Origin of the sequence: Halalkalibacter akibai JCM 9157 (genome assembly GCF_000513135.1) — a bacterium.
Lineage (GTDB): Bacteria > Bacillota > Bacilli > Bacillales > Bacillaceae_D > Halalkalibacter > Halalkalibacter akibai.
In genome coordinates, this window is the sequence record NZ_BAUV01000038.1 from 1 (window position 1) to 13918 (window position 13918).

Sequence of the window (13918 nt, forward strand, 5' to 3'; positions counted from 1 at the left end):
AGGAAACGAGAGTGATGAAAAAACGTGCATATAAGTAACCAACCTGTAATCTAAAACGGAAGAACGTAGCGGAAAACTATGATAAATATCACACTTCTATATATAAATCTTCAATGTTGAACAAAGAATGACAACACCTGAAATACAGTAGCCAACCTTAATGTTGTCGCTTATACTATGAGTATAGAAAGGTTGTGAAAACATTCACAATTAAATGTGAAATGTTGAGCAATCATTCGATCAAAAAGGAGGAATTCAAAATGATAGGTCAATTTTTCAGAGAAAATAAATATGCAGCAGCCGTTTGGATGTTCTTACGAGTGTATCTTGGATGGACTTGGTTAACCATTGGGTGGGGTAAAGTGACTGGAGATTTTCATGCAGGAGGGTATTTACAAGGATCAGTGGCTAACCCAGTGTTGAGAGGGGAAGAGTTAGTATATCCAAATTATGTAGCTTTCCTAGAGAGTTTTGCGATACCAAATGCAGATTTGTTTAGTGTTCTAGTAGCGTGGGGAGAAGTGCTAGTTGGTTTAGGGTTAATCTTAGGAGTATTCACTTCAGCGGCATCTTTTTTCGGAGTTGTAATGAACATGTCATTCTTGTTTGCCGGAACTGTTTCTACTAATCCATGGATGATCATGATCTCAATGTTTATCTTAGTCGCAGGTGCAAATGCAGGTAGATATGGTGGAGACAGATGGGTTTTGCCATATGTGAAAAACTTATTATTCAAAGCAAAACACAAAACATTTTCGAATGAGCCAAATAAAGGTGGATTAAGACGAGTATCTTAAAATCGTATGTGAAATAGTGAGCATAAAAAGGAGGAATTCAAAATGATAGGTCAATTTTTCAGAGAAAATAAATTTGCAGCAGCGGTTTGGATGTTCTTAAGAGTGTACCTTGGATGGACTTGGTTAACCATTGGATGGGGTAAAGTGACTGGTGATTTTCATGCAGGAGGGTATTTGCAAGGATCTGTTGCTAACCCAGTTATGAGAGGGGAAGAGTTAGTATATCCAAACTATGTAGCGTTTCTTGAGAGCTTCGCCATTCCAAATGCAGATTTGTTTAGTGTGGTAGTAGCCTGGGGAGAAGTACTAGTTGGCTTAGGATTAATCTTAGGAGTATTCACTTCAGCAGCGGCGTTTTTCGGAGTGGTAATGAACATGTCATTCTTGTTTGCCGGGACTGTTTCTACTAACCCGTGGATGATTATGATCTCAATGTTTATCTTAGTAGCAGGAGCTAATGCAGGTAGATATGGTGGAGACAGATGGGTGTTGCCTTATGTGAAAAATAGCTTTAAGAGACTTGTGAATAAAGATAAGATACAAGTAAATGGTAAACTGAAAGAAGCAATTTAACTAAAAAAGTATATGTAGAGGTTGACTCAAGGAGAGGGACGGGTTGGCCTCTATTTGCTGTTTTGTTTCGTTTGTTGATCTAGACTATTTCGTGCTATGATAGATTCATAATTTATTTCGGATGGCGAAATGGTGAAGGTGAGAAAATGAACGTTTCAAAAAAGTGGATGGTTGTAGTAGCGGTCCTACTGGGATCATTTACGATGATTTTAAATAACAGTATGTTAAACCCTGCGGTTCCTCAACTAATGACTGTGTTTTCTGCGGATGCAGTTGCGACCGGTTGGGTGATTACAATTTTCATGGTAACGATGGGGATGACAGTACCTGTAACGGGTTATCTTGGTGACCGGTTTGGGAAAAAGAAATTATATGTAATTGGCTTAGCAATTTTTATCATTGGTTCCATTCTAGGAACATTATCTTGGAATTTAAGTTCATTAATTGTATTTAGAGGGTTACAAGGAATTGGTGGAGGAATTATGATGCCTCTTTCGATGGCGCTTATTTTTGAAGCTTTTCCGAGAAAAGAACGAGGACTCGCAACAGGCGTTTGGGGAATCTCAGCGATGATGGCTCCGACCATTGGCCCGACTTTTGGTGGTTTTATCCTTGAAACGATGAACTGGAAATATTTATTTTTAGTCAATGTGCCGTTTGGTTTAATCGGACTTTGGTTTGCGCTTCGCTATTTACCTAAAACAGGGTCAAATACAAAAGTGACCTTTGACCGCTATGGTTTTGTGACGATTACGTTAGGAGTAGGGGCTGTGTTATACGCATTAGGACGCATGTCTGAATTGTCGCATCTAACTGAGCCACTAAATCTGCTTCTTGTCGCGTTAGGAATTGGACTAATTTATGTGTTTGTACAAATAGAACGAAAAGTAGAGCAGCCACTTCTAGATCTAACTTTGTTCCGTGTACCAGCGTATACATACAGTATGATCATTGCGAGTGTCTCGTCGATTGGTCTGTTTGCAGGAATTTTTCTTATCCCGCTTTTAATTCAGCAAGTATATAATCTTGGTCCGATTATGACAGGGCTTGTGTTTTTACCATCGGCATTGCTAACAGGAATTTTTATGAGTATAGGTGGGCGAATTCTTGATCGTAAAGGTGCAACAGGTGTGATATCAAGTGGACTTATTATCGTGACAATAGGGACTTTACCACTCGGTTTTCTAACGATTGATACGTCACTTATTTTAATCTTTATATGGATGGCTGTAAGAGGAATTGGAATGGGCTTAAGTAGTATGCCTTCGACCACAACAGGAATGAACGCAATTCCGGGTCATCTGATTTCGCGCGGATCAGCAATGAATAATGTTATAAGACAAATGAGTTCCGCTTTAGGAATTGTCTTTGTTTCTATTTATTATGAGGTTAGAAGAGGACAACTAGCGGTCACGATGAATTCATTAGAGGAAGCAAGTATTCAAGCAATAAATGAAGGGTTCCTTGTTATCACAATTTTAACTGCTTTAACGGTCCCTGCTGCATTTTATCTTGAAAAAGCATCACGTAAAGATGATAAACTAGCAGCCCAAGTGTAGAGGTGTTTTTCCTAAGTTTTAAAAAGACTGGTTAGTATTCTCTCTAAGTGAAATGGAGCGGAAGTCACTCGACTCCTGCGGGATACAGAGGTAGGGGCGTGACACCACAGGCTCAGCCGAGGAGGCTCGGCACCTCACCACGGAAAGCGAGTGACTGGAGCGCAATGGAACGAACATGTGAGTGCGGGGAAACGTAAGTCCCAAACACAACAAAAACGGTCTTTACAAGTGAACTTACTTCCAAGGTTATCTCAAAAAGTCAATTAGACTTTATGAGGTAACCTTTTTTCTTTTTATGAGACGTATCGTCAAACAAAAAGATTCATATGATGTAGGAAGAAAATGTTAGAAAAGGGGAGTTGATTGAATGACATATAAGTTACAATTATATGGAACCGTTCTTTCCGTATTTTTTCTTTTGTCGTTTGTAAGGGTGGTGTTAGTTTAAAAGGAGGATGGTAGAGTGCAACAATACCAAACAGGACTATCGCTTTTATTTTGGGGATTAATTCTTACGTTTTTCAATTTTAACCTTAATGAGATGTCAATCTTACCTAATTTCGTTGGATTCATCATCATTATTTTTGCCATTAAAAAAATGGTACCTTTGAGTCAACAGATTCAGAAACTATTACCTTGGACATATATAATGGTTGTCCTTTCGTTTTTTAACTGGTTTAGTCCACTTTTTGATTATTCAATAACTAGTCATAACAGTGAACTTTCGGGTTTCAATATTGAAACTCCTGAACTGAATTTCTTTTCATTGATTGATACTTTAGAAATTGTAATTGGTCTAATATTTACTTATTTTTTGATGAACTTTTATATTAGTTTAGCAAGAGCTTCTGTAGAAGAACGATGGAGTGAGCTATATCAACGTAGAAAAAGGTTTTATATGTGGACGCATGGGTTGATGGCCTTTTTAATCCCGTTAGCGATGTTAATGCCACAGCTTTTTGTTTTACCCATGTTAGTTATAATGATCTTAGTATTCATCGCGACGATTCGAGTGTTAATGACTTCTTATCGAATCATGAAGCTTGCTGAGGAAGATAAGATGGTTTTTGAAGACATGACTGAGATGGAACAGTTTGATTTCGAGAAGAACAAGGGCCGGGTCCTTACGGTTATTCTTTTGTATCTGTTTGTCTGGCTGTTAGTGTTTTTAGTTTAATGTTCCAACAAAAGCTGTCTGCATTGTATTTAGGATGTTAGAGCTTGAGACTATTGTACTGGACTTAAGCTTTTTATATTTGTCATTATTAGTTGAAATTGTGGTTTTCTATTCAGTCACCAAACTACAATTCTGCTCTAGTCCAATCCAAAAAATCTTTGACCATCTTGGTGAATTCTGGACTTGCTTTTGACTCAATTTCTTCCCAAGTCTGATATTTTTTCGACTTCGCAAAACTGTGATTGACCCCTGGGGCTACAATGATTTTGTAGGGAACCGTAACTTTTACTAGTAATTTACGTGCTAGTGGTTCATTTTGCTCCAACGGCACAAGGTTATCATTTTCAGCAAAAACAAAGCAAGTTGGAACTTTTATGAATGGAATGGTATTTCGCGCATCGTAATCTAGTATGTAGCTTAAGTATCCAAGTTTAATTTTTTTGGAAAGTAATTGATAGGAAGTAAAGGTAAATCTGAAAATGGGAAGCAACCATTTTATTGAATGATAATATCCTCTGATAATCATACTTGTTTTAATATTATCAATTATTTGTTCTTGAACGCTGTATGCTGGACCGGCGATACTTAAAGCAGATTTTAACAAATCAGAATAATGAGAGGCAAGTAGTTGAACGACCCATCCTCCTTGACTATGACCAATAATACTTATATGCTTTTCCAATATTTCGTGACGTTTTCCGATAGATAAAATAACATCATAGATATCCTCTGCTCTGTCATAGAAAGTCTGCGTTTTCCAATTTCCTTCCGAACGTCCGACCCCGCGCTTATTTACTAACAAAAAAGCAAATCCTTCTGATATAGAGATATTGACAAGTGTTCGGCAAAAATAGAACGATTCCTCTTGCCAATCCATCTCGTATGATAATCCACCCGAACCTGTTATGAAAATAATTATTGGATACTTGGTAAGTCCGTTTGGTTTGAATAAATGTCCACTCAATGTGATACCGTCTCTCAGTTTAAAATTTATTTGTTCGGCGTGTTCAAGTTTAACCACTATCTAAACCTCCTTTCGAATTGAAAAAGCTGGAATGTTAAATTGCTCAAACGTATCTCTAACTTAGAATACCAGCCTTTTAAATAATGGAAACAGGAGCAAAGGGCTAAAATGCATATTACTTTTATGCTAAATGAATGAAAGTATCTGTGGTTAGATTATCCTATTTTATTTTCAGAAAATAAAAAACGTTTGCACAAATATTTTTTATCATGATACGATAACGTTGTCAATTGTATGTAATATCTTTATGCAAACAATTGCGCAATAAACTGTGCAAAGGGGCGTGATAAATTTTCCACAAGATTTTTTAAGGTTCTTTTAGTAAGCGCTTACAAAAAGGAGGATAACGATGAGGAATTGGAAAAATGGATTTATGAGTTTTTTATTGGCGTTTTTATTGGTCATTACCTCAATACCTTTTAATTCAGTAAACGTAGAAGCACACCATAATGGTACGAACGGCACAATGATGCAGTACTTTGAATGGTATCTACCAAATGACGGAAACCATTGGAATAGATTAAGGTCTGATGCAAGTAACCTAAAAGATAAAGGGATCTCAGCCGTTTGGATTCCTCCTGCATGGAAGGGTGCCTCTCAAAATGATGTAGGGTATGGTGCTTATGATCTGTATGATTTAGGAGAATTCAATCAAAAAGGAACCATTCGTACAAAATATGGAACGCGCAATCAGTTACAAGCTGCAGTTAACGCCTTGAAAAGTAATGGAATTCAAGTGTACGGCGATGTTGTAATGAATCATAAAGGGGGAGCAGACGCTACCGAAATGGTTAGGGCAGTTGAAGTAAACCCGAATAATAGAAATCAAGAAGTGTCCGGTGAATATACAATTGAGGCTTGGACAAAGTTTGACTTTCCAGGACGAGGTAATACTCATTCAAACTTCAAATGGAGATGGTATCACTTTGATGGAGTAGATTGGGATCAGTCACGTAAGCTGAACAATCGAATTTATAAATTTAGAGGTGATGGAAAAGGGTGGGATTGGGAAGTCGATACAGAAAACGGTAACTATGATTACCTAATGTATGCAGATATTGACATGGATCACCCAGAGGTAGTGAATGAGCTAAGAAATTGGGGTGTTTGGTATACGAATACATTAGGCCTTGATGGTTTTAGAATAGATGCAGTAAAACATATAAAATACAGCTTTACTCGTGATTGGATCAATCATGTTAGAAGTGCAACTGGCAAAAATATGTTTGCGGTTGCGGAATTTTGGAAAAATGATTTAGGTGCTATTGAAAACTATTTAAACAAAACAAACTGGAACCATTCAGTCTTTGATGTTCCGCTGCACTATAACCTCTATAATGCTTCAAAAAGCGGAGGGAATTATGATATGAGGCAAATATTTAATGGTACAGTCGTGCAAAGACATCCAATGCATGCTGTTACATTTGTTGATAATCATGATTCGCAACCTGAAGAAGCTTTAGAGTCTTTTGTTGAAGAATGGTTCAAACCATTAGCGTATGCTTTGACATTAACACGTGAACAAGGCTACCCATCTGTATTTTATGGAGATTATTATGGCATTCCAACGCATGGTGTACCAGCGATGAAATCGAAAATTGACCCGATTCTAGAAGCGCGTCAAAAGTATGCATATGGAAGACAAAATGACTACTTAGACCATCATAATATCATCGGTTGGACACGTGAAGGGAATACAGCACACCCCAACTCCGGTTTAGCTACTATCATGTCCGATGGGGCAGGAGGAAATAAGTGGATGTTTGTTGGGCGTAATAAAGCTGGTCAAGTTTGGACCGATATCACTGGAAATCGTGCAGGTACTGTTACGATTAATGCTGATGGATGGGGTAATTTTTCTGTAAATGGAGGATCAGTTTCTATTTGGGTAAACAAATAAGAGGAAGAGACCTAAAGAGTCATTTCTTTCTCCTTAAGGAGAATTCTATGGCTACAGCAAATATTCAATTACTACATGCTGAACTACTAGACCATTCTTATCAAAAATTAGAGTTGAGTGGGAGAGTGAAGTCATCAAACTCTACATTCTCCGCAGAGGCAATGCTATTAAAGTCTGCGGCGTTCGGTCAAAGGGTTGCAGAACTGATTTTACAAAAAGATCATTTTGCAGTATGGGAATTCAAGGTGCAAATGAAAAAACACTCTGGTCTTCTTAAGGATGGTGTAGTGTTTGCTTTTGAACAAGGAGAAATACAAACATCTGAATACAAGATAGGAGGAGAGTTTGGAACGGTTATCTTAGGTGAGTCGCTTATTTTACCTTACTATCTATACAAGCAGAATATGATTTATACAGGGGCAGCAATCTGTCAGCCTGATAAAAAAATTAGTGGTGTGGAAATCGTCATCCTAGATAAACAACATAATCCCGTTTTCAGACAGAAAGCGCATTTTAAAGAAACTATGCCTTATAATAGCTTAGAAATCTGGGAGTATTCGTTTGAGTCTTTTGGGGAAACAGGTTGTTTGTTTTACTTAAAATGCTACCAATCAGGGAGTTGTTTAGTGGAGAATAATTTAGGTGAGTATTACAAGCTAAATATTAATTAATAAAACAATAAAGGCTACCGTAAACGGTAGCCTTTAATCATTAATCTTTCTTCTTTTTATTCTGATTCTGATTCTGTAACTGCTTGATCACTCGGCGTAGACGATAAAAGCGGTATGCGATCATAAAGTCAATTGCAGCAAATGAAACAATTAAATAGCTCCAAAAATTCCATCCTGAGGTACTCACATTTTGAATGGCGAAAAAGACGAGTAGTACGCCTATGGAAAAATAAAGGAGCGCCATTGTAATGGGAGATGCTCTCATAATAATCCTCCAATGATGATAATTGATGTTTGTTGAAGTTGTTCAAGTTGCTCTACCCAATCTTCAATTCTGTCGGCTAACAGGACATTGACAATTGCAACAAAAAGATTAATGGCAACATGGGCGATAATTGGAACGAGAATACGTCCTGTCTTTACATATAGGAAAGCAAATACTAATCCCATTGCGGTATAAACAAGTAAATGGGTAAAGTCCATATGAACGGCAGCAAATATAAGCGAACTTCCGATTCCGGCGATCCAAAATCCAAATCGTTTATAGAGTGCTCCAAAAATAACTAAGCGAAATACGATCTCTTCAAGAATCGGACCAATAACAGAAACAACAATGATAAAAGCAGGAAAGGCTTTAGCAAATTCAACGATTGTTTCCGTATTCTCAGAACCTGGTTCAATTCCTAGAACAAACATTTCAATTAATGCCGCTGCATACTGTGCGGCAAATACAAGAAAAACACCAATAATAGACCAGCGAACTGCTTCTCCTCTTGATGAACGATTTGCTCGAGTATGTCGGTGAACAATATCTGGTTTTAATAAGAAGAGGATGATAATTAATCCAAGCGTGAAACTAAACATGCTCCATACGCCGGGAATACGTTCGATATCAACCCCAAGAGTTAAAAGTAAAGGCATTCCTGCAATTGCAGAGAGTTGCATTAAAGCGTATGTAATTAGAATCCACCAATAACGTTTATTCAATGTACAAGCTCCTTTATAAAAGGTATTGTAAAAATTTCATCAACATATTTTAACATAACTATTAAAGAAAAGCAGAAGGAAAGGCTCAGTCTTACCACGAAGTAATGCATAGATGAAATTGTTTTGGATATGCTAAAGAAGGTTTGAGCACTTAGGACATGTTCTTACTACCTTATGTAACATGAGTAGGCTTTATGTGATTTTTTTCTTGGCAGAAGACCGTGAACGGTTCGCTTCATTTTGCTAAGTATATGTTGATTAAAGTCGAAAATTTTTTTTTGCAAAACACTTGCAAAACTATCCAGTTATTATTATTATAATAATTGTGTTAGCACTCGTTAGAGTCGAGTGCTAATAATAAAAAATGTAAAGATTCTGAAGGAGGGTGTTTTCCTTGTTAAAGCCATTAGGTGATCGTGTAGTCATTGAGTTAGTTGAATCAGAGGAAAAAACAGCAAGCGGTATTGTATTACCAGATTCTGCAAAGGAAAAGCCTCAAGAAGGTAAAGTCGTTGCCGTTGGTTCTGGTCGTGTAACAGAAAATGGTGAGCGAGTTGCTCTTGAAGTTAGCGAAGGAAATACAATTATCTTCTCGAAGTATGCAGGTACTGAAGTGAAGTTTGAAGGTAAAGAGTATTTAATTCTACGTGAAAGTGATATTCTTGCTGTAATTGGCTAAAACATTTATGAGTTTAGACTCTACATATACTGATAAAATTCTAGGAGGTAGAAATCATGGCTAAAGATATTAAATTTAGTGAAGACGCGCGCCGCTCTATGCTTCGTGGTGTAGATGCACTTGCAAACGCTGTGAAAGTAACACTTGGACCAAAAGGACGTAATGTTGTTCTAGAAAAGAAATTTGGTTCTCCATTAATTACAAATGACGGTGTTACAATTGCTAAGGAAATTGAACTAGAAGATGCATTCGAAAACATGGGTGCAAAGCTTGTTGCTGAAGTAGCAAGTAAAACAAACGACATCGCTGGTGACGGTACAACAACTGCAACGGTTCTAGCTCAAGCTATGATCCGTGAAGGTCTTAAAAACGTTACTTCTGGTGCGAACCCAATGGTTATTCGTAAAGGGATCGAAAAAGCAACAGCTGCTGCTGTTGAAGAATTAAGAAAAATTTCTAAGCCGATCGAAGGAAAAGCTTCTATCGCACAAGTTGCAGCTATTTCTTCTGCTGACAATGAAGTTGGTGAGATTATTGCAGAAGCAATGGATCGTGTTGGTAACGATGGTGTTATCACAATTGAAGAATCTAAAGGTTTCTCTACAGAGCTAGAAGTAGTAGAAGGTATGCAATTCGACCGCGGATATGCATCTCCTTATATGGTAACTGACTCTGATAAGATGGAAGCTGTTCTTGACAATCCTTATGTTCTAATCACAGACAAAAAGATTGCAAGCATTCAAGAAGTTCTTCCTGTTCTTGAGCAAGTAGTTCAACAAGGTCGTCCGATCCTAATCATCGCTGAAGATGTTGAAGGTGAAGCTCTTGCAACACTAGTTGTAAATAAATTACGTGGTACGTTCAATGCTGTTGCTGTTAAAGCTCCAGGATTTGGTGACCGTCGTAAAGTAATGCTTGAAGATATCGCAACACTTACAGGTGGTGAAGTGATCACTGAAGACCTAGGTCTTGACCTTAAGTCTGCTAACATCACTCAACTTGGCCGCGCTGGAAAAGTTGTTGTTACAAAAGAAAACACAACAATCGTTGAAGGTGCTGGAGACACAGCTCAAATCGCAGCTCGTGTTAACCAAATCAAAGCTCAACTTGAAGAAACAACTTCAGAATTTGACAAGGAAAAGCTTCAAGAGCGCCTTGCTAAATTAGCTGGTGGTGTTGCTGTTCTTAAAGTTGGTGCTGCAACTGAAACAGAATTAAAAGAGCGCAAACTACGCATTGAAGATGCTCTTAACTCAACTCGTGCTGCTGTTGAAGAAGGTATCGTAGCTGGTGGTGGTACTGCACTTGTTAACGTAATTCAAGCGGTTCAAGCTGTTCAAGCTGAAGGCGACGAAGCTACTGGTGTAAACATCGTTCTTCGTGCACTTGAAGAGCCAGTTCGTCAAATTGCTCACAACGCTGGTCTTGAAGGATCTGTTATCGTTGAGCGTCTTAAAGGCGAAGCAGTTGGCCTAGGATTCAACGCTGCAACTGGTGAGTGGGTAAACATGGTTGAAGCTGGTATCGTTGACCCAACTAAAGTTACACGTTCAGCGCTTCAACACGCTGCATCTGTATCTGCAATGTTCCTAACTACTGAAGCTGTAATCGCTGATAAGCCTGAAGAAGGCGGCGGCGGCATGCCTGATATGGGCGGCATGGGCGGTATGGGTGGAATGGGCGGCATGATGTAATCGTCCCTTAAACCCTTGGTATGACTGGGTTTATTAATAAGGCGAGAGTGAAATGCTAACATTTTGCTAACATTGAGGTTAATTAACGGAGGCTTCTCATGAGTTCACTGAACATGGGGGAAGCTTCTTTTTCATTTTTGACCTTTGTCCAGCGTAGGATTTGCAAGGTTTTCTCGATGTGTAAAAATATAAAAGAGATTGTTGAGACTGTTCTCGCAATCTCTTTTTTCTTGTTAACAGTTCCAGATACTGTTGCCTTTTCATAAATCAAAAATCAGTCCAACTCTAGAAATGGCATCTTCGCTTTCAATTATAGTTAAAGAGAATGACATTGGAGCAGGCATCTACATAATGTGAATGCAGACATTCACATTTGTTATGTTAAAATCCAATATGATAGGATCTGCTTATAGCATTACTGTTTTAGTTAGGGGGACAATATGAGACGGACGATTTTATATATGTTATTAATTTTTGCTTTTATGACGGCTTTTGGGTTCTCGCTTTATTTTTATCAACAGTCACAGATAGACGATGAAAAAATTATGGCAGCGATGACTTCTGAAGATGACGTTCCGAACTATCATTTTGCTTTAATTGGAGAAGAAATGAATCATGAATATTGGCGTTTAGTTGGACAAGGTGCGAAGACAGCAGAGGCAAACCATGATGTTTATGTTGAATATGGAGGGCCTGAGCGTTCTAATCCTGATGAGCAACTTAAGCTATTAGATATGGCGATTAAATCAAAAGTAGATGGGATTATCGTGCAAGCGCTTAACGAACAATTTACGCCGCTTATTAATCAGGCAGTGAAAAAAGGTATTCCCGTTATTACGATTGATACAGATGCTTCAGAAAGTATGCGTGATGTCTATATTGGGACGGACAATTATTTGGCAGGACAGTTAGCAGGGAAAGCATTAGCTGAGGATACAAAAGGGGAAGCGACGGTTGGAATCATTTCCGGCAGTTTTGATAATGCCCTGCATCAGCTTCGTGTAAAAGGATTTACTGACATTGTAGAGCAGTTTGAGGGAATTAATATTGTTGCTATAGAAGAATCGGATATCTCTAGAGTAGATGCAGAGGAGAAAGCATATAGAATGTTAAACGAGCATACTAACATTACAGCTTTTTATGGGACAAGTTCTTATAACGGGGTTGGGATTGTAGCCGCAGCAAAATCCCTAAAAAAAGAGAATGAGATGTATGTGATTACCTTTGATGCGATTGATGAGAATATTCTACTGTTGGAAAACGGTGACATCAACGCTATTGTTGAACAACAGCCTTTTGAGATGGGATATCGAGGCGTTGAGAAGATGTTAACAATTATTGAAAATAAGCCGTTCCAGGATTTATATCATACAGACTTATCGATTATTCGAAAATCTGACTTGCCCAATAGAAATCGTCAAGAGGGTGGGGCCTCGTGATTAAAATACGTACAAAGTTACTTATTTATTTTGCTAGTATACTTCTATTGCTAATTCTGTTGTTTCTTATTCGGGAACAGAGTAACGATCAAGTTATGGAGCTTTATAATGAGCATGTTGACTACTTTTTTCTCTTAAATGAAATGACGAAAACGACGGGTCAGACCTTTCAGTCGTTGCAAATTTATGTTCATGAACCTTTATCTGAAAACCTAGATCACTTTCAAGAAGATAAAGAGCAGTTGCTTCAGTTACATCAAATATTTAAGGAAACAGAAAAGGACGGAATCTCTAAGAAAAACGTTCTAAATATGATAACAAGTTTTATTGAAGAAACAGATCTGGTAGTAGAAGGCATAGCTAACCAAGATATACAAGAGTATTCCATTTATTTAAATGAAGCAGAGAGAACAGCTAGTTATATTCATGAGAAAACGCTTGATATCATTAATGTGGAGCTTGCAAACTATCATGAGTTATCAGTCCTTATAGATGAAAAGGTTATCAATACAAAGAAAATGGGGACTGCGATTATTATTGCAATCATTTTCCTCAGTATTTTATTCGCTATCTGGTTTTCTAATGGAATTACGAGAACAATAAGAAGGTTGACAAAGGCGGCGCAAGAAATATCATCAGGTCGTTATACTGGGAAGGATGTTACGGTTTCGCGGAAGGATGAGCTGTGGTTTTTGACGAAGACATTTAATGAAATGAAAAGGAATATCCTCGAGTCAGTTAGCGAGTTAGAAGAAAAGGCAAGGTTAGCCCAACTGTTAAAAGAGATGGAATTAAAAAGTTTGCAAAATCAGATCAATCCGCATTTTCTGTTTAACACATTAAACACGATTTCAAAAACCTCTTATATCGAAGGCGCGGAACGAACGAGTGACTTGATTTCCTCTGTTTCCACCTTACTTCGTTATAATATCGGTAATCTAGATCGGCAAACGACGCTGAAAGATGAAGTAGAAATAATAAAGGAGTATTTTTATATCCAAAAAGCTCGTTTCCGTGATCGAGTAGAGTTTATTGAAAATGTAGATCCTAGTTGTTTATCAACTCCACTTCCATGCCTAACGCTTCAGCCTATTGTTGAGAACGCTTTTATACACGGAATTGAAAGCATGGCTGGAGGAGCAAAAATTGAAGTTCATATTTACCAACAGGATGAGATGGTGTGTATAGATGTTAAAGACAATGGGGTCGGGATGGATCAAAAAACAATGAATCGTTTGTTAGGCAAAGAGGAAGAATCTGATTTTATTTCATCTCAGAACGGATCAGGACATTCCACTGGAATCGGCATGAAAAATGTGAGGGACCGGCTTTTATTATTTGATAAAGAAAGTACATTTACGATCTCTTCAAGCATTGGAGTAGGTACGAAGGTTAGCATTCGCTTAAACCGAGGATAG

At 37.9% G+C, this 13918-nt stretch carries 13 protein-coding genes; 10 read left to right on the top strand and 3 right to left on the bottom strand.

Annotated elements, in window-relative coordinates; genetic code table 11:
- Positions 1-260: 260 nt before the first annotated feature.
- The 4 genes from JCM9157_RS17150 to JCM9157_RS17165 all read left to right on the top strand — a co-directional run bounded on the left by JCM9157_RS17150 (position 261) and on the right by JCM9157_RS17165 (position 4106).
- Positions 261-797 carry a DoxX family protein gene (locus JCM9157_RS17150; protein ID WP_035666649.1) on the top strand — a complete coding sequence of 179 codons (537 nt, stop codon included), beginning with the start codon at positions 261-263 and terminating at the stop codon, positions 795-797.
- A gap of 42 nt (positions 798-839) precedes the next feature.
- A complete protein-coding gene (locus JCM9157_RS17155) occupies positions 840-1370 on the top strand; it encodes a DoxX family protein (protein WP_035666651.1) in 531 nt (176 codons plus the stop codon).
- Between the two features lie 146 nt (positions 1371-1516).
- Entirely contained in the window at positions 1517-2929 is a 1413-nt protein-coding gene (locus JCM9157_RS17160; RefSeq protein ID WP_235715042.1) for an MDR family MFS transporter, read from the top strand.
- 463 nt (positions 2930-3392) lie between these two features.
- A complete protein-coding gene (locus JCM9157_RS17165; protein WP_035666653.1) occupies positions 3393-4106 on the top strand; it encodes a hypothetical protein in 714 nt (237 codons plus the stop codon).
- Positions 4107-4230: 124 nt separating this feature from the next.
- Here JCM9157_RS17165 and JCM9157_RS17170 read toward each other — a convergent pair whose 3' ends face one another.
- Positions 4231-5127, bottom strand: coding sequence for an alpha/beta hydrolase family protein (locus JCM9157_RS17170; RefSeq protein ID WP_035666654.1), 897 nt, complete (start codon positions 5125-5127; stop codon positions 4231-4233).
- Positions 5128-5479: 352 nt separating this feature from the next.
- Here JCM9157_RS17170 and amyS point away from each other — a divergent pair, with 352 nt between their 5' ends.
- Positions 5480-7030, top strand: a complete 1551-nt coding sequence (gene amyS / locus JCM9157_RS17175) for an alpha-amylase (RefSeq protein WP_081734227.1) — start codon at positions 5480-5482, stop codon at positions 7028-7030.
- A gap of 47 nt (positions 7031-7077) precedes the next feature.
- On the top strand, positions 7078-7701 hold the full coding sequence (locus JCM9157_RS17180) for a hypothetical protein (protein WP_035666655.1): 624 nt from the start codon (positions 7078-7080) through the stop codon (positions 7699-7701).
- A 40-nt stretch (positions 7702-7741) separates the two neighbouring features.
- On the opposite strand, the gene JCM9157_RS17185 is transcribed toward JCM9157_RS17180, so the two are convergent.
- Both JCM9157_RS17185 and JCM9157_RS17190 read right to left on the bottom strand, forming a co-directional pair.
- Positions 7742-7966: a YdiK family protein gene (locus JCM9157_RS17185; protein WP_035666656.1), complete on the bottom strand. Its 225-nt coding sequence runs from the start codon at positions 7964-7966 to the stop codon at positions 7742-7744.
- Positions 7963-8688, bottom strand: coding sequence for a CPBP family intramembrane glutamic endopeptidase (locus tag JCM9157_RS17190; RefSeq protein ID WP_035666657.1), 726 nt, complete (start codon positions 8686-8688; stop codon positions 7963-7965). The genes JCM9157_RS17185 and JCM9157_RS17190 overlap by 4 nt, the downstream gene beginning before the upstream one ends.
- Before the next feature lie 394 nt (positions 8689-9082).
- On the opposite strand from JCM9157_RS17190, the gene groES reads away from it, so the two are divergent.
- The 4 genes from groES to JCM9157_RS17215 all read left to right on the top strand — a co-directional run bounded on the left by groES (position 9083) and on the right by JCM9157_RS17215 (position 13918).
- Positions 9083-9367 (top strand): co-chaperone GroES, encoded by a 285-nt coding sequence (gene groES / locus JCM9157_RS17195; protein ID WP_035666658.1) that lies wholly within the window; start codon positions 9083-9085, stop codon positions 9365-9367.
- Positions 9368-9423: 56 nt separating this feature from the next.
- Positions 9424-11061, top strand: a complete 1638-nt coding sequence (groL, locus tag JCM9157_RS17200; RefSeq protein WP_035666659.1) for a chaperonin GroEL — start codon at positions 9424-9426, stop codon at positions 11059-11061.
- 440 nt (positions 11062-11501) lie between these two features.
- A complete protein-coding gene (locus tag JCM9157_RS17210) occupies positions 11502-12500 on the top strand; it encodes a sugar-binding protein (protein WP_035666661.1) in 999 nt (332 codons plus the stop codon).
- Entirely contained in the window at positions 12497-13918 is a 1422-nt protein-coding gene (locus JCM9157_RS17215; RefSeq protein ID WP_035666663.1) for a sensor histidine kinase, read from the top strand. Before JCM9157_RS17210 ends, JCM9157_RS17215 begins: the two co-directional genes overlap by 4 nt.